The sequence below is a fragment of the Ilumatobacter sp. genome (genome assembly GCF_039969435.1).
In the GTDB taxonomy this organism is placed as follows: Bacteria; Actinomycetota; Acidimicrobiia; order Acidimicrobiales; family Ilumatobacteraceae; genus Ilumatobacter_A.
This window is the reverse complement of record NZ_JBDVNU010000029.1, coordinates 13,438-32,515: the sequence shown is the minus strand read 5'-3', so window position 1 is coordinate 32,515 and position 19,078 is coordinate 13,438. Positions and strand designations below refer to the sequence as shown.

The 19,078-nt window shown below is 67.9% G+C and carries 14 protein-coding genes; 6 read left to right on the top strand and 8 right to left on the bottom strand.

The window, feature by feature from the left end:
• Nucleotides 1–42 precede the first annotated feature (42 nt).
• Complete coding sequence (locus ABJK40_RS14900) at nt 43–483, top strand: hypothetical protein (RefSeq protein WP_348479686.1); 441 nt, start codon at nt 43–45, stop codon at nt 481–483.
• A gap of 215 nt (nt 484–698) precedes the next feature.
• Here ABJK40_RS14900 and ABJK40_RS14895 read toward each other — a convergent pair whose 3' ends face one another.
• Entirely contained in the window at nt 699–2,090 is a 1,392-nt protein-coding gene (locus ABJK40_RS14895; protein ID WP_348479685.1) for an FAD-dependent oxidoreductase, read from the bottom strand.
• A gap of 45 nt (nt 2,091–2,135) precedes the next feature.
• On the bottom strand, nt 2,136–3,482 hold the full coding sequence (locus ABJK40_RS14890) for a M15 family metallopeptidase (protein WP_348479684.1): 1,347 nt from the start codon (nt 3,480–3,482) through the stop codon (nt 2,136–2,138).
• Between the two features lie 121 nt (nt 3,483–3,603).
• On the opposite strand from ABJK40_RS14890, the gene lysS reads away from it, so the two are divergent.
• The gene (lysS, locus tag ABJK40_RS14885; RefSeq protein ID WP_348479683.1) at nt 3,604–5,130 is read left to right on the top strand and encodes a lysine--tRNA ligase; all 1,527 of its coding nucleotides are present in this window, start codon (nt 3,604–3,606) and stop codon (nt 5,128–5,130) included.
• 57 nt (nt 5,131–5,187) lie between these two features.
• Nucleotides 5,188–6,153, top strand: a complete 966-nt coding sequence (locus ABJK40_RS14880; RefSeq protein WP_348479682.1) for a DapH/DapD/GlmU-related protein — start codon at nt 5,188–5,190, stop codon at nt 6,151–6,153.
• Nucleotides 6,154–6,189: 36 nt separating this feature from the next.
• Here ABJK40_RS14880 and ABJK40_RS14875 read toward each other — a convergent pair whose 3' ends face one another.
• From ABJK40_RS14875 to ABJK40_RS14850, 6 genes are read right to left on the bottom strand one after another with little or no spacing between them, the layout of a single operon-like run.
• A complete protein-coding gene (locus ABJK40_RS14875; protein ID WP_348479681.1) occupies nt 6,190–7,314 on the bottom strand; it encodes a putative zinc-binding metallopeptidase in 1,125 nt (374 codons plus the stop codon).
• Between the two features lie 51 nt (nt 7,315–7,365).
• Nucleotides 7,366–10,722 (bottom strand): transglutaminase family protein, encoded by a 3,357-nt coding sequence (locus ABJK40_RS14870; RefSeq protein ID WP_348479680.1) that lies wholly within the window; start codon nt 10,720–10,722, stop codon nt 7,366–7,368.
• A 51-nt stretch (nt 10,723–10,773) separates the two neighbouring features.
• Entirely contained in the window at nt 10,774–11,790 is a 1,017-nt protein-coding gene (locus tag ABJK40_RS14865; protein WP_348479679.1) for a transglutaminase family protein, read from the bottom strand.
• Nucleotides 11,787–14,036 carry a circularly permuted type 2 ATP-grasp protein gene (locus tag ABJK40_RS14860; RefSeq protein ID WP_348479678.1) on the bottom strand — a complete coding sequence of 750 codons (2,250 nt, stop codon included), beginning with the start codon at nt 14,034–14,036 and terminating at the stop codon, nt 11,787–11,789. Before ABJK40_RS14860 ends, ABJK40_RS14865 begins: the two co-directional genes overlap by 4 nt.
• Before the next feature lie 58 nt (nt 14,037–14,094).
• Nucleotides 14,095–15,054: an alpha-E domain-containing protein gene (locus tag ABJK40_RS14855; protein ID WP_348479677.1), complete on the bottom strand. Its 960-nt coding sequence runs from the start codon at nt 15,052–15,054 to the stop codon at nt 14,095–14,097.
• 1 nt (nt 15,055) lies between these two features.
• Nucleotides 15,056–16,528 carry a circularly permuted type 2 ATP-grasp protein gene (locus tag ABJK40_RS14850; protein WP_348479687.1) on the bottom strand — a complete coding sequence of 491 codons (1,473 nt, stop codon included), beginning with the start codon at nt 16,526–16,528 and terminating at the stop codon, nt 15,056–15,058.
• Between the two features lie 258 nt (nt 16,529–16,786).
• Here ABJK40_RS14850 and ligD point away from each other — a divergent pair, with 258 nt between their 5' ends.
• From ligD to ABJK40_RS14835, 3 genes are all read left to right on the top strand, one after another.
• Nucleotides 16,787–17,863 carry a non-homologous end-joining DNA ligase gene (ligD, locus tag ABJK40_RS14845; RefSeq protein WP_348479676.1) on the top strand — a complete coding sequence of 359 codons (1,077 nt, stop codon included), beginning with the start codon at nt 16,787–16,789 and terminating at the stop codon, nt 17,861–17,863.
• Nucleotides 17,864–17,937: 74 nt separating this feature from the next.
• Entirely contained in the window at nt 17,938–18,480 is a 543-nt protein-coding gene (locus ABJK40_RS14840) for an ACT domain-containing protein (RefSeq protein WP_348479675.1), read from the top strand.
• Complete coding sequence (locus ABJK40_RS14835; RefSeq protein WP_348479674.1) at nt 18,477–19,073, top strand: nitroreductase; 597 nt, start codon at nt 18,477–18,479, stop codon at nt 19,071–19,073. The genes ABJK40_RS14840 and ABJK40_RS14835 overlap by 4 nt, the downstream gene beginning before the upstream one ends.
• Nucleotides 19,074–19,078: the final 5 nt, after the last annotated feature.

Here is a 19,078-nt window from a genome sequence, read left to right as displayed (position 1 = left end):
CCCCGGAAACTCTGCGTCACCCCTTCGTCATGATGGGCGGGCATGGACATCCGAACCCTCCGGGAAACCGGTGACCACGCAACCCTCGGTCTCCTGCGGGAACTGAGCGATTCAGCCGACACCCGGGTCGAACGCGAGGTCGTGCAACTGACGATCGACCTGCTCGGATCACGTCCCGGGATCGCGCTGAGCAGCCTGCGACTCCTGGTCGACGACTACCTGCCGTGGCTCGAACGCCGCAGCGTGCACAGGGCACGCGAGGCCGGGACTTCGTGGGCCGGCATCGCCCGACTCCTCGGTGTCGAACGTCAGTCGGTCCACCAGCGCTTCTCGATGCCCGCCGCCATGTCGGACGTCCTTCCGCCCGGACCGCTCCGTCACATCGACCTGGACGAGGATCAACGCCGCGACCGTTCCGCACAGCTCAGACGAACGATCGACGCCGACGCCGATGATGCGGCCGGAGGTCTCGTCCCGTGGTGACATCGCCGGAGCTCGGCACACGCGTTCGATACAGACGGTCGGTGCGGGAGGGTGGGTTCCACCTTGCCGTCGACCGAGATGTCAGGCTGGCCTGACACCGAAGATCATCGAGTCAGGCCAGCCTGACATTTCGGGATCGTGGAGGGTGGAACTCCCCCGACCGAGGGACTGTCGACCTGACATGCCTGACCGAGTGCGTCGACGCGACCCGTCCGCTACTCGGCTGCTTCGGCGAGCGCTTCGCTGAGCGCGGGATGGACCAGGATGCTCTCGAGCAGGTCGGTGACGGTGAGGTTGGCGGTCACGGCCACGGCGATCACCGAGATCAGCTCGGCGGCGTGGCGACCCACGATCGAACCACCGAGGATCACCCCGGTCGCCGGGTCGGAGATGATCTTCACGAACCCGCGGGTGTCGTCGTTGATCATCGCCTTGGCGGTGGCGGAGAACGGCACCTTCGTGACGCGGATCTTGCGGCCCTCGGAGAACGCCTCGGCTTCGGCGAGCCCGACGTCGGCGATCTCGGGCTCGGTGAAGATCGCCGACGCCGCCTTGTCGTAGTCGAGGTGACGGTGGCTGCGGGTGTGCATGCCCATCACGTGCTCGGCGACCTTGCGACCCTGGATCGAGGCCACCGACGAGAGCGGCAGCTTGCCGCTGATGTCGCCGGCCGCGTAGATGTGATCGACGTTGGTGACGCAGTGGTGGTTGATGTCGACGTAGCCCCATTTGTTGACCTCGACGCCGGCGGCGTCGAGCCCGATGTCGTCGGTGTTCGGGACCGAACCGATGGCGAGCACGGCGTGCGAGGAGGTGACGGAGCGGCCGTCATCGCAGCGAACGACGACGCGGTCGCCGGTCGGGTCCGGGTTGCCATCGGCATCGACGCGCTCGATGCTCTGCGCCCGAGCCCCCATCAACAGCTTGACACCCCGGTCCATGAACTCCTGCTCCAGGACGGCGGCGACTTCGGGATCCTTGCCGGGAAGTACCTGCTGACGGCTGACCACGAGCGTCACGTCGGAGCCGAACGACGAGAACATGTGGACGAACTCCACGCCGGTCACGCCCGAGCCGACGACCGTGACGCTCTCGGGGAAGACCCGGGGCGGGTAGCAGTCGCGTGTGGTGAGGATCCGCTCGCCGTCGGGGTGGCACCATTCCGGGATGCGCGGCCGAGAGCCGGTGGACACCAGAGCGGAATCGAATCCGATCGTCTCGACGGCGCCGTCGGCCGTCGTCACCTCCACCTCGTTGGGGCCGGTGAACACACCCACCCCGCGGAGCAGTCGGACGCCCTGACTGTCGAGCAACCGGGTCGTGTTGCCTTCCATCTTGTCCTTGATGCGTCCGATGCGTGCGGTCAACGCGTCGGTGTCGACCGACGGTGTCTCGTGCTCGAGGCCCATTCCCTCGGATCGACGCATGAAGCTCATCGCCCCGCCGGTGGCGATCATCGACTTCGACGGAATGCAGTCCCACAGGTGTGCAGCACCACCGATCACGTCCCGTTCGACGACGGTGACCTCGGCCCCCATCCTCGCTGCATAGGTCGCTGCGACGTTGCCCGCCGGGCCTCCGCCGATGATCACGAAACGTTCTGCCACGCCGCTCAGGCTAGAGCCACCCGTGGGCGGGCGACAGCGGACCCGTCATTCCGTGATGAGGCCGGCACCGTCGAACAGCGTGGCACGTTGGGTCACCTCGACCGTGAGCGTGTTGCCGTCGACGATGTTCGGGCACCACCGAGACGGGTACGGCAGCTGGTCGCGCGGCTCGCCGACGTACTCGAAGTGCATCCCGTCGGGAGTGAGGTAGTTGCCACCCCACGAGAAACCGTGCTTGCGGAGGATCCGCACCGCCGTACATCCGCCCGGACGTGAGGCGAAGTTGGGTGGAGCGCAGCCCTGGCATGCGCCGACGGTGTTCGTGTCGATCGCCATGGCCCAGGAGTGGCGCGACAGGAAGCCGATGGTCGCGCTGTTGGCGAGTCGGTTGAAGCGTGGGTTGTGACAGCCACCGGCTGCGTTCGCGTCGCCGACGTCGAACACGCCCGACAGCCCGCGTTGCGCGATCTCGGCGAATGCCGCCTGCAACGCAGGTTCGACGACCAGATGGCAACGCGCTCTGATCCCGATCCCGATGCTGCGGCGTCCGGACGGCAGGTTGGCAGACTGCCAGGCCGTCTCCTGGGTGACCGAACCGCTGCTGTTCACCCGGTAGGCGAACTCGCCGAGCAGAGCCTTCGTCGCCGCCATGCCGAGCGTCGAGTCCGGATCGAACGGATCCCAGCTCCGCCGGATCCGGATCCTCGTGGACACGAGGCCGTTGTCGGCCAGGGCCTGGTCGATCGCAGCGCGCGAATCGAATCCCCACATCGTGACGCTGCTCTTGCGGTTCAGGCTGAGGCGTGCGGCACCCTCGGGTGTGATCAGCAACTCGGTTCCACCGGTCACCTCGTCGGCCAAGACGGCACCGATGGTGAAGTCGACGTCGGCACCGAAGGCCGATCGGAGCGTGACGACGTCGCCGGCCCGAGCGCCGCGGAGATCCGCGGTACGACGCCCCATCACGAGCGAGGTCGGCGACACCGCCGCCGAGACGTCGGTTCCCATGAGCGTTCCGATCACGTCGCGGTCGAACACCGTCGTGCCCATCGGGATCGACAACGTGGGAGGGGCCTCCTGCACCACGCTCGATCCGCGCACGATCCGCTGCATCGCGATCGATGCGGACTGGGAGACCGTGAAGTCGGCGCCGGCCTGGCGGGCCGCGGCGGCAGCATCGGCCTCGGTGGACGCGTCGAGTTCCCCACTGTCGTAGACGTCGACGATGTCGCCGACCGGTGGCGAGATCCGCACTGCCTGCTCCGAGACGACCGCTCCGCCGGGTCCGACCTGCGTGACGGCGGCCACGGCCACCGCAGGACCGGCGAGAGCGAGGAACAGGATGGCCGCACCGAGGCGGCGGCGGTTGCGGTTGCGAGTGGTGACGAGCACCGCGACATGTTACGAAACCATGACGGCCCGAAGGTGTCATGGTCGTCACGTCGATCGACGGGCCACCGGATCGCAATCGCGTGTTCGCACCGAGCCTCGTGCTGGCTACGGTCACTCAGTCGTGAGCGACGTGACACCTGATCCAGCGGCGGACGAGCCGACCGATCCGACCGGCAGCGGCCTCGGACCCGAGAAGGCTCGCCGCCTCGCGCAACTCGACGACATGCGCGCGGAGGGGACCAACCCGTATCCGTACCGCTTCGATCGGACCCACACCCTGGACGAGGTGCGCGTCGCCTGGGGCGAACTCGAGCCCGGTGTGGAGACCGCGGACGCGGTGTCGGTCGCAGGGCGGATCATGCTCCAGCGCGACTCGGGGAAGCTGATCTTCGCCACGATCCGAGACCGGACCGGCGAACTGCAGCTGTTCATCTCCAAGGCCGTGGTCGGCGACGACGCATTCGACGCGATCAAGCGCCTCGATCTCGGCGACTGGGTCGGTGTCGCCGGCACGGTGATGACCACCCGCAAGGGCGAACTCTCGGTGAAGGCCGACGGCGTGCAGTTGCTGTCCAAGGCCGTTCGACCGCTCCCCGACAAGTGGCACGGGTTGTCCGATGTCGACACGCGTTTCCGTCAGCGCTACGCCGACCTGATCGTCAACGACCAGGCGCGCCGCAACTTCGAGATCCGCCACGAGACGGTGGCCAGCTTCCGGCGCACCCTCGCCTCGCACGGCTTCATCGAGGTGGAGACGCCCGTTCTGCACCCGGAGGTGGGCGGTGCCCACGCACGTCCCTTCACCACGCACCACAACGCACTCGACATGCCGCTGTACCTGCGGATCGCCGTCGAGTTGTATCTCAAGCGCCTGATCGTGGGCGGCATGGAGCGGGTCTACGAGATCGCCCGGACGTTCCGCAACGAGGGCGTGTCCACCCGTCACAACCCCGAGTTCACGATGATGGAGTTGTATCAGGCGTTCGGCGACTGGACCGACGTGATGGACATCACCGAGGAGCTGGTCACCACCGCAGCGCGAGACGCTCTGGGTACGACCGTGCTGCAGATTCGCGGCGAGGCCGTCGACCTCGCCGACCCCTGGCCGCGCAAGCGCATGATCGACTACGCGTCGGAGGGCACCGGCGTCGAGCTGCACCCCTCGATGCCCGTCGCGGACGTCCGCGCGGTCGCCACCGACCACGGCGTGTTCTTCGAGCAGCGGTGGGGATCGGGCAAGATCATCGAGGAGTTGTTCGAGAAGACGGCGGAGTCGTCCATCGTCCGACCGACCTTCGTCACCGGGCACCCGGTCGAGATCTCACCGTTGGCCCGGGTCGACCGCGACGACCCGTTCCTCACCGAGCGGTTCGAGATGTTCGTCGACGGACGCGAACTCGCCAACGGGTACTCGGAACTCAACGATCCGGTCGAGCAACGGGCCCGGTTCGAAGAGGAGCAGGCGGCCAAGGACGCCGGCGACGCCGAAGCCGGATCGGTCGACGAGGACTACATCCGTGCCCTGGAGTACGGGATGCCGCCGACGGGTGGCCTCGGCATCGGTATCGACCGCCTCGCGATGCTGTTGGCCGGAGTGGACAGCATCAAGGAAGTCATCCTCTTCCCCACCCTGCGCCCGGAATCCTGAGACCTGTCACACACCGTTCGATGTGACACCGTTCGACACTCCCTACCCTTCGACCCCATGACACGCATGGCATGGGGCGCGGGCCTCGCGACGATCGATTCCGACGGATCCACACTCGACACCTGGTACCGGTGGCTCGGGTGGGGCGAATTCGGTGCAGACCGCAACGCCGAGGGACACGGCGGAGACTCGGTGTTCTGGAGCGACATCGAATCCAAGCTCGGGATGCGTGACACGATCGACGAGGTCCGCAAGGTCACGATCCGGCCGGTCCGCATCTCGATCGACGTGGACGAGGTCCCTGCCTCGCCCGAGGACGCCTACCTACGCCTCCACCTGCTGTCACACCGCTTGGCCGCCCCTCGATCGATCGTCATGGACGGCACGTTCGGAGCGCTCAACAACGTCGCGTGGACGAACCTGGGGCCGGTCGCCGTCAAGGACCTCGACGACGTCCGGCTCGCGGTCAGGAAGACCGGGGGCGTGCTCTCGGTCCACGGACTGGACAAGTTCCCACGCATGACCGACTACGTCGTGCCGACCGGCGTGCGCATCGCCGACGCCGACCGGGTCCGCCTCGGCGCCCATCTCGCTGAAGGCACCACCGTGATGCACGAAGGGTTCTGCAACTTCAACGCCGGCACGCTCGGGACGTCGATGGTCGAAGGGCGGATCTCCGCCGGCGTCGTCGTCGGGGACGGCTCCGACGTCGGTGGCGGCGCATCGATCCAGGGCACGCTGTCCGGCGGTGGGACCGAGGTCATCTCGATCGGCGAACGCTGCCTGCTCGGCGCGAACGCCGGCATCGGGATCAGCCTCGGCGACGACTGCGCGGTCGAAGCCGGGCTCTACGTCACCGCGGCGACTCCGGTGATGACCCCGGACGGCGTGAAGAAGGCTCGCGAGATCTCCGGGATGAGCGGGCTGCTGTTCATCCGCGACGGCCAATCCGGCCAGGTGATCGCCCGGCCACGCACGAAGTCGTGGGGCGAACTCAACGCCGAACTGCACTCCGGCCAGTAGGTGTGGCAGGGGTCTGACCCACTCCACACCCGCTCGTCACACGTCGTCGACGGTCAGGACCTCGGTCGAGGGTTCCTCCTCGATCGGCCCGGCCACCTCGTTCACGAGACGATGGACGAAGTCGAGCTTCTCGATCACGGTGGGCGACAACACGAACGGATAGTGGTTGCCGGTTCCGAGCGAGCGCGACATCGCATTCATCACGAGCGTCGTTCCGAGCCATGCCTGCACCATCGGGCCGACCGACACGCCGGTGTGATCGGCCAACGCGTCGCGTGACGCGGTGAGCGCCGGTTCACCCAGCACGAACCCGAACGAGTTCGCGGTGTCGAGGCCGGCACGGATGTGCAGATAGTGCGCGAAGGTCTCGGCCCAGTCCTCCCACGGATGCATCGTGGCGTACTCGCTGACGTGGGTGTTCACCCATTCGGCGTCGCCCGTTCCCGCCGTCGCGTCGGTCGGACCCTCTCCCGAGCCGTAGTGGGCGTCGAGCGCATCCTGGTACGACACCGTCTCGTCGCCGAACAACTCGCGGAAGGCATCGGTGTGCCCCGCATCGACCACGAGACGCGGCCAGTAGTAGTGGCCGATCTCGTGACGCAGGTGCCCCAGCACCGTGCGGTACGGCTCACCCAGGTCGTGACGGACGCGCTCGCGGTGCACGTCGTCGGATTCGGAGAGGTCGAGCGTGATCACTCCCCCGTCGTGGCCGGTCATCACGTCCTCTGCGTCCGACGAGCGGAACTCGAACGCCACGCCCCGCTCGGGGTCGGCGTCCTTGCCGACGATGTCCAGACCGAGGCTGTTCAGCTGGTGGATGAGTCGACGTTTGGCCGTCTCGGCGTCGGCGAACTCGACGAGCGCGTCGGTCTCGGCGTCGTTCGGCCGGACGGTCGTCAGTCGGCAACTGACGCACAGGTGCTCCGGGTCGTCGACCGGAACGAGCCAGTTGCACGCCGCGAGCGTCTGGTTCGCGCATCGCCGGTAGTGCGTCCCCGTCCCATCGCCCTCGAGGAGAAGTGACGACGGGTCGTCACTCGCCACCACGACGTCGAGGTGACCCGAGTCCGGCGCATAGCCGAGTTCGGAGGCGCACCTCAGACATCGCGAATTGTCGAAGAACAGGATCTGACCACACACCGAGCAACCGAACGACTTCACGAGGCGAAGCTACCCAACCGTTCAGACATCATTCATTCGGTGACAGCTCACTCAGAGCAGTCCGGCGAACTTGCGCAGGTCGAGGGTGCGGGGGTGTTCCTGCGGGATGCGTGCAGCGATCTCGTCGAGTGCAGCGATGTCGACGCGGCCCGGCGTGTGGTCACGCGCCACGAAGCGGCTGCCTCGACGCGTCTCGGCCTCGGCGGCGTTGATCGGGAAGGCGTCGTAGCCTCGTCCGCCCGGATGCACGACGTGGTATGTCGCGCCGCCGAGTGAGCGGCTGCTCCACCGGTCGACCACGTCGAAGTGCAGCGGACCGGTCTTGTCGATCGTGGGGTGCAGGGCCGACCACGGGGCCCACGCCTTGAACCGGACCCCAGCCACGCTGGTGCCCGCCGTGCCCGTCGCACGCAGCGGCAACGGGATCCCGTTGCAGGTGACGATGTGACGCTCGGGGTTGATGCCGTCGATCTTCACCTGCAGACGCTCGACCGAGGAGTCCACGTACCGCGACGTGCCGCTCCCGGACGACTCCTCACCCAGCACGTGCCACGGCTCGATCGCTCGACGAACCTCCAACCGCACTTCGCCGCCGGCGTCGCCGCCCGGCCCGCCGGACACGACGGCTTCGCCGATCAGCGGGAAACGGAACTCGAGGAACGGGTCGAACCAGGACGAGGCGAAGTCGATGCCGTGGTCGTTGAGGTCGGCGACGACGTCGTGGATGTCGGAGCGCACGAAGTGCGGCAGCATGAACCGGTCGTTCAACTCGGTCCCCCACCGCACCAGCGGCCCGGTGTACGGCTCCTCCCAGAACCGGGCCACGAGCGAACGGACGAGCAGTGCCTGCACCAACGCCATCTGCTCGTGCGGCGGCATCTCGAACGCGCGCAGTTCGAGGATCCCGAGCCGCCCTCGCTCGGAGTCCGGGCTGAACAGCTTGTCGATGCAGAACTCCGATCGGTGCGTGTTGCCGGTGAGATCGACCAACAGGTGGCGCAGCAGACGATCCACGATCCACGGCGGTGCCACCTGCCCGTCGCCGTCCGTCCCCGTGCTCGCACGTTCGAGTTCGGCGAACGCGACCTCCAACTCGTAGAGCGTGTCGGCTCGCCCTTCGTCGACACGCGGCGCCTGACTGGTCGGGCCGATGAACTGGCCGGAGAACAGGAACGACAGCGACGGGTGGTGCTGCCAGTAGGTGACCATGCTGCGCAGCAGGTCGGGTCTGCGCAGCAGTGGGCTGTCGGCCGGTGTGACGCCGCCGAGGGTGACGTGGTTGCCGCCCCCGGTGCCGGTGTGGCTGCCGTCGAGGTCGAACTTCTCGGTGCCGAGGCGTGCGCGTCGAGCTTCGTCGTAGATGGTCTCGACCACGTCGCGCTGGTCCGCCCAGGAACTCGTGGGCTGCACGTTGACCTCGATCACGCCGGGATCGGGTGTGACCATCAACGTGTCGAGTCGGGGGTCGCGCGGGATGGGATACCCCTCCACCACGATCGGCAACTCGAGTTCGTTCGCGACGTCCTCGAGGACGTTGAGCAGTTCGATCGCACGGTCGGCCGACTCGATCGGCGGGAGGAACACTCGAACGTGGCCGTCACGGGTCTCGACGGCGATCGCCGTCGGGGCCGCTGGATCGACGACGGTGAGGTCGGTGAAGTCGCGCCGGTTCGAGCGGATCGGTTCGGGCATCACGCCGGGTTGCGGCAGGACGCTGCGCGGCTCGAACGGCGAACGCTCGAACGGTGAGGGGAACGAACGCCACGTGAGCGAATCGATGGGGAGTCGGAGACCGATCGGCGAATCGCCGCCGATCAGGTACAGCCGACCGCGCCGCAGCGTCCACGTCGTGGTGACCCAGCCGTCACCGTCGTCGTCGGGACGCAGCGGAAGCACGTAGCCGACCGGATCGGCGGCGGGCCCGGCGAGCCGATCGAGCAACCGTCGGCGGGCATCGCCGTCACCGATCGCATCGGCTTCCTCGTCGGTCACGTCCACGGCGGGCGGATCGCCGGCCGGAAGTCGCGCTTCGTGCCAGACCTGCTCGATCGGATCCTCGTAGGCGGCCATCACGGCGTCGCTCTCGAGCCCGAACCGATCGGCGATGCCGCGGATGACGGCGTCGGCGTCGGCAGTGGTCGAGGTGCCCGGGAGCGACGGGTCGGCGAGCAGGTCCGGCTCGCTCCACAGCGGCTCTCCGTCACGGCGCCACACGATCCCCATCTGCCAACGCGGCAGTGGCTCACCCGGATACCACTTGCCCTGGCCGTACTGCACGAGCCCGCCGGGGGCGAAGCGGTCACGCAGTCGCTCGGTCAGGTCGTGGGCGAGCGCGCGCTTGGCCGGGCTGTCGGCCGCGGTGTTCCACTCGTCACCCTCCATGTCGTCGATCGACACGAATGTCGGCTCGCCGCCCATCGTGAGGCGCACGTCGTTCTTCTGCAGGCGTTCGTCGACGGAGGTGCCGAGGGCGTCGATCGCCGACCACTGCTCGGGCGTGTAGGGCAGCGTGACGCGAGGGTCCTCACGCACCCGTGTGACGATGTTCGCGAAGTCGAACTCGACCTCGGTCTTGCTGGTGGCGCCGGTGATCGGCGCAGCCGACACGGGGTGCGGCGTGCAGGCCAACGGGATGTGACCCTCGCCGGCGAACAGCCCCGACGTGGGATCGAGCCCGATCCATCCGGCACCGGGCACGTACACCTCACACCACGCGTGGAGGTCGGTGAAGTCCTTCTCCGGACCGCTCGGCCCGTCGAGCGACTTCTGATCGCTGGTGAGTTGCACCAGGTACCCCGACACGAAGCGGGCGGCGAGTCCGAGGTGGCGCAGCGCTTCCACGAGCAGCCAACCCGTGTCGCGGCACGAGCCGATCTGGCGCTCGAAGGTCTCCTCCGGGTTCTGCACTCCCGGTTCCATCCGGACCGAGTAGCCGATGTCCTTGTACAGCCGCTGATTGATGTCGACGAGGAAGTCGTTGATCGGGATGCGCTCGGAACGGTCGATGCCGTCGAGCCACTTCCGCATGTGCGGCCCTGCGTGGTACGCCGGGCGGAGGTACGCGTCGAGGTCGAGACGGGTCTGGGGGTCGTAGGTGAACGGGAAGTGTTCGGCCGAGGAGTCGACGAAGAAGTCGAACGGGTTGATCACCGTGAGGTCGGCGACCAGGTCCACCGTGAACTCGAGCTGGCGTGCCTGCTCGTTGAACACGAGACGTGCCATGTAGTTGCCGAACGGGTCCTGCTGCCAGTTGACGAAGTGGTCCTCGGGCGTGACCTTCAGGCTGTACGCGAGGATCGGCGTACGCGAGTGTGGTGCCGGACGCAGCCGCAGCACGTGCGGATGGATCGTGGTGGCCCGGTCGAAGTTGTAGGTGGTGCGGTGTTCGATGGCGACGTTGATGCCCATGGGGAGACCCCTTGTCTCATGTGTGGTCGGAAAGGTACGAATTCTTCGGTGTCATCGGTCGTCCGACTCCGGAGGGCCCGGCGCTGACGATGTCGATGTCGATGACGATGACGATGACGATGACGATGACGGTGTGGCTGTCGATGGTGACGATGCGACCGATTCCAGGCGGGTCACGTCGACGGCGACGTCCATGATCTGGTTGGAACTCGGTCCGAGCACGACACCGCGGACCGGAGCGACGTCGGCGTAGTCGCGCCCCCACCCGACCGTGACGTGGCGGGTGGGAGGCACCTGATGATTCGTCGGGTCGAGGTCGAGCCACCCACCGGAACCGGAGCCGGTGTCGTCGGTCGGGCCGGTCCAGACCGAGCACCATGCGTGCGAGGCGTCGGCGCCGATCGACTTGACCTCGCCGGGCGGTGGCTGGGTCTCGATGTATCCGCTGACGTAGGAGGCCGGCAGCCCGACGGAGCGCAGGACCGCGGTTGCCAGGTGTGCGAAGTCCTGACACACGCCGCGGCGTTGTTCGAGCACCGTGTCGAGCGGCGTGGCCCAGTCCGTCGCCATCGGGTCGAACGTGTAGGTCTCGAAGATCTCGCGCGACAGGTCGGTCACCGCTTCCACGATGGGTCGTCCGGGTCGGAAGATCCGTCCTGCCAGAGCGGCCAACAGGTCGGGGCGCTCGGTCGGCGCCGACGCACGCGTGGCGGCACGGTACGGCCCGACGCGCAGAGCCGGGCGCCCGAGGAGCTCTCGAGCGGCCCGCGCCGTGTCCTCCCACGGCATCGTCGTCGTGGGCAGTTCGGGGACGCGCACCTCGACCGTGCTGTCGGCGACGATCTCGAAGGCGTCGTGGCCGTGGTGGACACCGAGTTGCACCACCCGGTTGCCGAACACGTCGCGCGTCTCGACGAACTCGTCGGGTGTCGGCGTGGCCACCACCGACGACGTGAGGACCTCCTGGAAGTCTCGGTCGCGCAGCAGCAGGCACGCCACGGTGTAGGCGTCGTTGACGGGCAGGCCGTACTCGTAGGAGGTGCGGTGACGCACCCGGTAGCGGGTCACGCGACGGCTCCCGGGTCGACGAGGCGCGAGCGGACCAGCGTCGGGTGGGGCGGAGCGACGAGGCGTGTCGACGTCAGTTCCTTCGCGAGGACGTGCAGTTGCTCGACCGCCTCGTCGAGTTGCGCGACGGGGGAGCCGGAACCGAAGCCGACGAGGCCGTCGGCCACCGCCTCCAGACGCGCGATCCCTGCGGTCCACCCGATCGCGGTCGCGTTGCGCACCATGCCGGCGATCGACGCCGCGCCCGAGCGCGGATTGCGTTGATCGTGGAGGACCAGTGCGAGCACCGCTTCGAGTTCGACGTCGCTGCGATGGCGGCGACGGTACGCGACGAGGCTGTCGTTCGCGCCCAGGACCGCCTCGAGACCACGCCGTCGCGCCGAGTCGGACAGCGACACGTCTGCGTCGACCCGGGCGGCGACCGACGCGCTCACGATCGCGACGAGCGCACGCTCGTAGCGCTTCGCGAAGTCGCCGAAGTACCAGGCCGGGCCGCGCACGACGCTCTCGCTCCACAGCCCGGCGAACGCCGACAGCTGCAACAGCAGGGCGTCGAGAGCATCGACGTCGTCGGGGCGCGCGGTCAGGCGCTCCCGACTGTCGACCATCTCCCCCAGGACACGGCCCGTCGTGGTGGACAGGAACTCGCGCACGCTGGCCGCCTCGGCGAGCATGGAGCCGATGTGGAACTCGAGCGACTCCGCCGCCGAACGCACTGCGCTGCGTCGAGCTTCCGCAAGCGCCGCCGGATGGCTGAGCGCACCGGGTTTCACCTCGACGGGAACCGGTGCGTCAGCGCCGGTGAGAGCGGCGAGCAGCTCCATCGCAGGGGTCGGAGCGCCCGACCACGACGCGAGCGGCGGGGCTGTCGTGATGACGCGCATCGAGCGGGCGACGGCCTCGGCGCGCTCCGACGCTCGACCGAGCCAGTAGAGCGAGTCGGCGGCTCGGGTCGGAACCGACGTGATGAAGTCGACCTGCGGCGCAGAGCGAGCCTCCGCGATCAACGAGGTGCTGTGGTCGTCGCCGAGCACCCAGACGTCCTTGGCGCGCGCCGGTGTCGGCAACGTGGGGTCGTCGTGGGTCTCGATGATGCGACCGTTGCCTCCGGGAATCACGGCGATGCCGTCATCGGTCGCGACGGCGTGGAACCGCAGGACGATCGGCTGTTGCACCACACGCCCGTCCGCCAGGCAGGGCACCCGTTCGGCAGCGCGACCGAGGATGTCGTCGACACGCGTCGAGCCGCGGGCCACCCTCGGCGAACGCATGTTGAGCCACGGGGCCTCGCCGGTCAACTCGGCGCCTGCACGATCCCACAACCCGAGCAGCGACGCGTCCTCGATCACACCTGTGCCGTGGGCGTTGGCCATCGTGAGAGTGCCTGCGTCGTCGGCCAGCAGCACCGCCGGGATGCCCGCCGACCCGTACGTGTTGGTCTCGAGCGGATCGAGTTGACGGTCGACGATGCGTCGGTGCAACACGTCGACCTGTTCGAGCCCGCCGAGCGTCTGCAACCAGAGCTGTCCCTCACGCACGACGAGGTCGGGCCCCTCCACGATGTTGAACCCCAGTTGCGTCGCGAGATAGGAGTGGTCGACGTATGCCGGGTGGTCGATGCCACTCGTGAGCACGACGACGCGCGGGCCCTCGACGGCCGTGGTGTCGACGAGCGCCCGCCGCATCAGGGCGAGCGCGGTGTCGACGTTCCGAGGGAGATCGTTGCCGACGTCGGCGACCTGGGTCAGTACGCCGCGATCGAGCAGGGCGTACCCGAGGCCCGCCGGGGTGTCGGTGTGATCGGCGATCGCGAACCAGACGCCGTCGGCGGTGCGCACGAGGTCGACCGCGTAGGTGGACAGCCAGCGCCGTTGTCGACGCCGGGACGCGGCTCCGACTGCCGACAGCCGGTACGCCGGGCTGGCCCACAGCACCGCCGGGTCGATCACTCCGTCGGCGACCAGTCGTCGTTCGCCGTACAGGTCGGCGAGGATCGCCTCGAGCATCTGCATGCGTCGCGTGACCGCTCCCTCGATCCAGGTGAACTCGTCGGCGGTGAGCACGTAGGGCAACGGATCGAGCCGCCACGGCCTGCTCGCGAGTCCGACCGACCGTCCGTCGGAGCGCACGGGCAGGTCGTGGACGATGTGTCCGGCACCTTCGGCCATCAGCAGACGGTCGATCGCGCCCTGACGACGGCCGAGTTCCAGCGCGCTGACCGGTTCGTTCGCAGCGACCGTGGTCATGGGAGCAACCTGTTCGTCAGGACCAACGTGTTCATCGGCTTCGTCTCTCGATCAGTGCTCAAGCGGCGCCGATACTGAGATAACGATCGGTGATCGCGCCGTTGACCTTGCCGATCAAGGACTGTACCCAGTCCATCGCCTGATCGAGGTCGGCTCCGTCGGTCGTGGTGGCCATGGTCGACATCAAGCCGTCGCGTGCCTCGGCGACGGCGACACGCACGCTGTCGGGACGTGACATCTGGTCGAGCGACCGGTCGATCTCGTCGAGGCAGAACCGGACCGATCGGGGGAACGTCGAATCGAACAGCAGGAAGCGCACGACAGAGGTGGCCTCGATGGCGTTGCGCGTCGACCGCTGGTACATCTGGAGCGCGGACAGCGACTTGAGCACGCCCATCCACTGCACCTCGTCGTACCTCAGCGCCCGGCCCGCTTCGTCCGGCGCCGTCGACTGCGCCATGAGCACCGCAGCACGGACTCCCACGACGCGTGTGGTCATGTCGGCACGCTCCAGGTAGCGACCCATCCTCCACATCTGCCATGCGGCGTCGCGCGTCATCGACGACGTCAGGATTCCGTCGAGACGGCGACTGTCGTTCGCGACGCGGGTCAGGACGTGGGACCGGAAACGACGGTCCCGCGCGCGGGCGACCTCGCTCGCGACGAACATCGACAGATCGTTGACCGTGTGCCACGCCTCTCGCGGCAGCACCTCGCGGGTGGTGCGCAGGTTGGAGCGGGCCGCTGCGACGCACTGAGCGACGCTTCCCTCCTCCTCCGGGTCGCAGACCAGCGCGTTGACCACGTCGCCTTCCGTCGCCTCCGAGGTGAGCAGCGAGCGGTCGCCGCAGACGGCGAGCAGCGGGGCCCAGCGGTACTCGTTCTCGTGCGGGTCGTCACTCGGCATGTCGTCGAAGAGTTCGCCGAACTCCTGGACCAGGCGCGAGGTGTCCTCGGCGCGCTCGAGGTAGCGCGCCGCCCAGAAGATCCGATCGGCGTTGCGAGACAGGAGCGCCATGTCAGCCGCCGCCTTCCTGGTCGAGGCCCGCACTCGATTGGGATTGGGATTGGGATTGGGACTGGGACTGGGACTGGGAGGCAGTGTGGCTCGCCGGTACGGGTTGGGGCTCCCATCCACCGGTGTCGTCGACGATCCACGTGTCCTTGCTGCCGCCACCCTGGGAGGAGTTGACGATCAGCGAGCCTTCCTTCAACGCCACCCGGGTGAGGCCTCCCGCCGTGACGTAGCTGTGTTCTCCGGTCAGGATGAACGGGCGCAGGTCGACGTGGCGGGACTCCATCTTCCCGTCGATCAAGGTGGGGACGGTCGAGAGGTCGATGATCGGTTGTGCCACCCAGTTGCGCGGATCGTCGAGGATCGCCGCGGCGCACGCCGTCAACTCCTCCTCCGTCGCACGACTGCCGATGGTGATGCCGTACCCACCGCTCTCGTTGGCCGGCTTCATCACCAGTTCGTCGAGGTGTTCGAGCACGTACTCCCGCTCGCTCTCGTACATGCAGCGGTACGTCGGCACGTTCGCGATCTTGGGTTCCTCGTCGAGGTAGAAGCGGATGATGTCGGGCATCCAGGCGTAGACGCACTTGTCGTCGGCCACCCCTGCACCCGGAGCGTTGGCGATGCCGACGTTGCCCGCTTTCCACGCACGCATCAGCCCGGCCACGCCGAGCAACGAGTCGGCGCGGAACACCTCGGGGTCGAGGAACAGGTCGTCGATGCGGCGGTAGACGACGTGGACCCGCTCGCGACCGTCGACGGTGTGCATGTACACGCAGTCGTCGTCGCCGACCACCAGGTCGCCGCCTTCGACCAGTTCGGCTCCCATCCGTTGTGCGAGGAACGAGTGCTCGAAGTAGGCGGAGTTGAAGATCCCGGGAGTGAGGACGGCGATGGTCGGCTCGATGACGCCGTCGGGTGCGAGCGACGACAGAACCTTGTTGAGTTCGTCGGTGTAGCTGTCGACCGGCCGGATCTGGTTGCGGCCGAACAGTTCGGGGAACGCACGCTTGGTGACCGCGCGGTTCTCGATGACGTAGCTGACACCGGACGGCACGCGCAGGTTGTCCTCGAGCACGTAGAAGGTGCCGTCGTGGTCGCGGACCAGGTCGGATCCGGAGATGTGCGCCCACACGCCGAACTTGGGGTGCGTGCCGACGCATTCCGGGCGGAAGTTGACCGAGTCCTCCAGCAGGTCGGCGGGGAACACGCCCGCTTCGATGATCCGCTGATCGTTGTAGAGGTCGTCGATGAACATGTTCACCGCCCGGAGTCGTTGGTGCAGACCGAGTTGCACCTGGTTCCACTCGTCGCCGGGGATGATCCGTGGCACCACGTCGAAGGGCCAGGCACGGTCGATGTTCTCGCCGTCGCTGTAGACGGTGAACGTGATCCCCATCGTGAGGATGTCGAGTTCCGTCGCCTGCTGACGCGCCTGGATCTCGTCGGGCCCGATCTCGTCGAACAACTTCCACAGCGCAGCCGCCGCTGGTCTCGGAGTGCCGTCGTCGTTCAGGAATTCGTCCACAGCCCTCAGTCATACCTCATTCGGGTGAGGATGAATCACCTCCGGCACTTGAACGCTGTGTGAACGGCGATCCGCGACGGGCTTCACCGCGCGCGACGACTCGGCGTCGGTCCAGACGTCGGTCGTCGCCGGTCCGACCGAGCGACGTTGTGCGGGATGGGACCGGGCCAACCCGTGGCGGAACAGCCGATGGCGTAGCGTTCGGGCATGGCCAAGGCGAACGAGTTCGGCGCACCCGTCGAGATCGACGTCGACCTTCCCGGAGGCGAGCGACGGAGTGTGTCGATCACGAATCCGGACAAGGTGATGTTCCCGGCGGTGATCGGCCCGACGGGCGAGAAGGAGGAGCGGACGAAGCTCGACCTCGCCCGCTACTACGTGGCCGTTGGCGAGCCCGTGATGCGGACCCTGCAGGATCGGGCGGTGCTGCTGGAGCGCTACCCGAACGGCGTGCGCGGGAAGTCGTTCTTCCAGAAGCGGATTCCCGACTCGGCTCCCGACTGGCTCACCACCACGACCGTCGAGACGATCAACGGCACCCCGTCCCGGGCACTCGTCATCTCCGATCTCGCCCACGTGCTGTGGGCCGCCAACCAGGGCGTGCTGGGCCTGCACGTCTGGCCGTTCCGTGCGTCGGAGCCCGACGACGCCGACGAGATGCGCATCGACCTCGACCCCTCTCCGGGCGTCACCTTCGACATGACCCGCGAAGCGGCGGGCCACACCCGCGATCTCCTCGCCGAGATCGGCATGGTCGGGTTCCCCAAGACCACCGGCTCCAAGGGCATCCACGTCTACGTGCGAGTGGAGCCGGGCTGGGACTCGTTCTCCGTGCGCGGAGCGGTGGTCGCGCTCGGACGCATGCTGTCCGAACGCCACCCGGACCTGATCACCGACAAGTGGTGGAAGGAGGAACGCGGCGAGCGCGTGTTCGTCGACTTCAACCAGAACGCGCCGCACAAGAACATGTTCGGCGCCTGGTGCGCTCGACCCCGGGTCGGCGCTCAGGTGTCGACCCCCTTCCGGTGGGACGAGTTGGAGACGATCGACCCCGAGACGTGCACGATCGACACGGTGCCGGCACGACTCGAGGAGTTCGGCGATCCGTGGGAGCTGATGGACGAAGCTCCGTGCTCGATCACCCCACTCGTCGAGCGGTTCGCGAACGACCTCGCCGACGGTGTCCCCGACGCCCCCTGGCCTCCGCAGTACCCGAAGATGCCGAACGAGGCACCGCGGGTCCAGCCCAGCCGGGCGAAGCGACCCGATCCTGCGACCGACTGACCAGGGGCGCCGCTCGCCGTCGGTGCGATCCCCAGCGTTCAGGATCTCGGGTGTGACGATGCGAGGATGGCTCCATGTCAGACATCGTGTTGACCGTGATCGGCGACGACCGGCCCGGCCTGGTCGATGCTCTCGCCGGCGCCGTGGCGGCCGCCGGCGGCAGTTGGAATCGGAGCCAGATGTCCCGCCTCGGTGGGAAGTTCGCCGGCATCGCCGTGGTCTCGCTCGACGCCGATCGCGCCGATGACCTCGACCGACACCTCGATCCCATCCGCACGTCGGGACTCCTCCAGATCACCGTCTCGCGGCCGTCCGACGACGGCGGCGCCGGACCCGACCCGGCCGACGAACGGTTCCTGGCGCTGCAGTTGGTGGGGGCCGATCGGCCCGGCATCGTCAGCGAGGTCGCCGGGGTGCTCGCGGCGCACGCCGTGAGCATCGTCGAACTCGAGTCGGCGACGTCGAATGCGCCCATGTCGGGCGAACTTCTCTTCGAGGCCTCGCTCGTGCTGAGCGCGCCTCCTTCGCTCGCCACCGACACGCTCCAGCGTGCACTCGAGGAGATCGCCAACGAACTGATGGTCGACATCGAACTCGACGGGAGCGCCGCGCAGTGACCTCCACCGACCCGACCGACCCGACCGACGTCCCCGGCATCGACGCCCTGGCGAAGCTGATCCGGTCGCGTCGCACGTCGATGCTCGTCGACCAGGCTCGCGACGTTCCCGTCGACGTGGTGGAGCAACTGTGCGAGCTGGCGTCATGGGCTCCCAACCACAAGAAGACCTGGCCGTGGCGGTTCGCGTTGTTCACGGGCGATGCCCGTCGACGACTGGGCGAGTCGATGGCCACCGACATGGTGGCGGTCGATTTCGGTGACGACGCCAAGCGCGCCAAGACCGCGGGCAAGTACCTCCGCACCCCGGCCACCCTGGTCGTGGGGTGCACACCGCACCCGAACGACATGCTGCACCAGGAGAACCGCGACGCCGTCGCGGCGGCGATCCAGAACCTTCTCCTCGGTGCGACGGCGCTCGGCCTGGCGTCGTTCTGGTCCACCCCGGCACTCGTGTCGCCTCCGACCGTGCTCGACCTGTGCGGATTCGATGCCGAGGACCGCATCGTCGGCATCGTCTATCTCGGCTGGGCCACCGCGGAGGTCGCCGTTCCCGAACGACATCCCGTCACCCTCGCCCACGTCGACCACTGACCTCG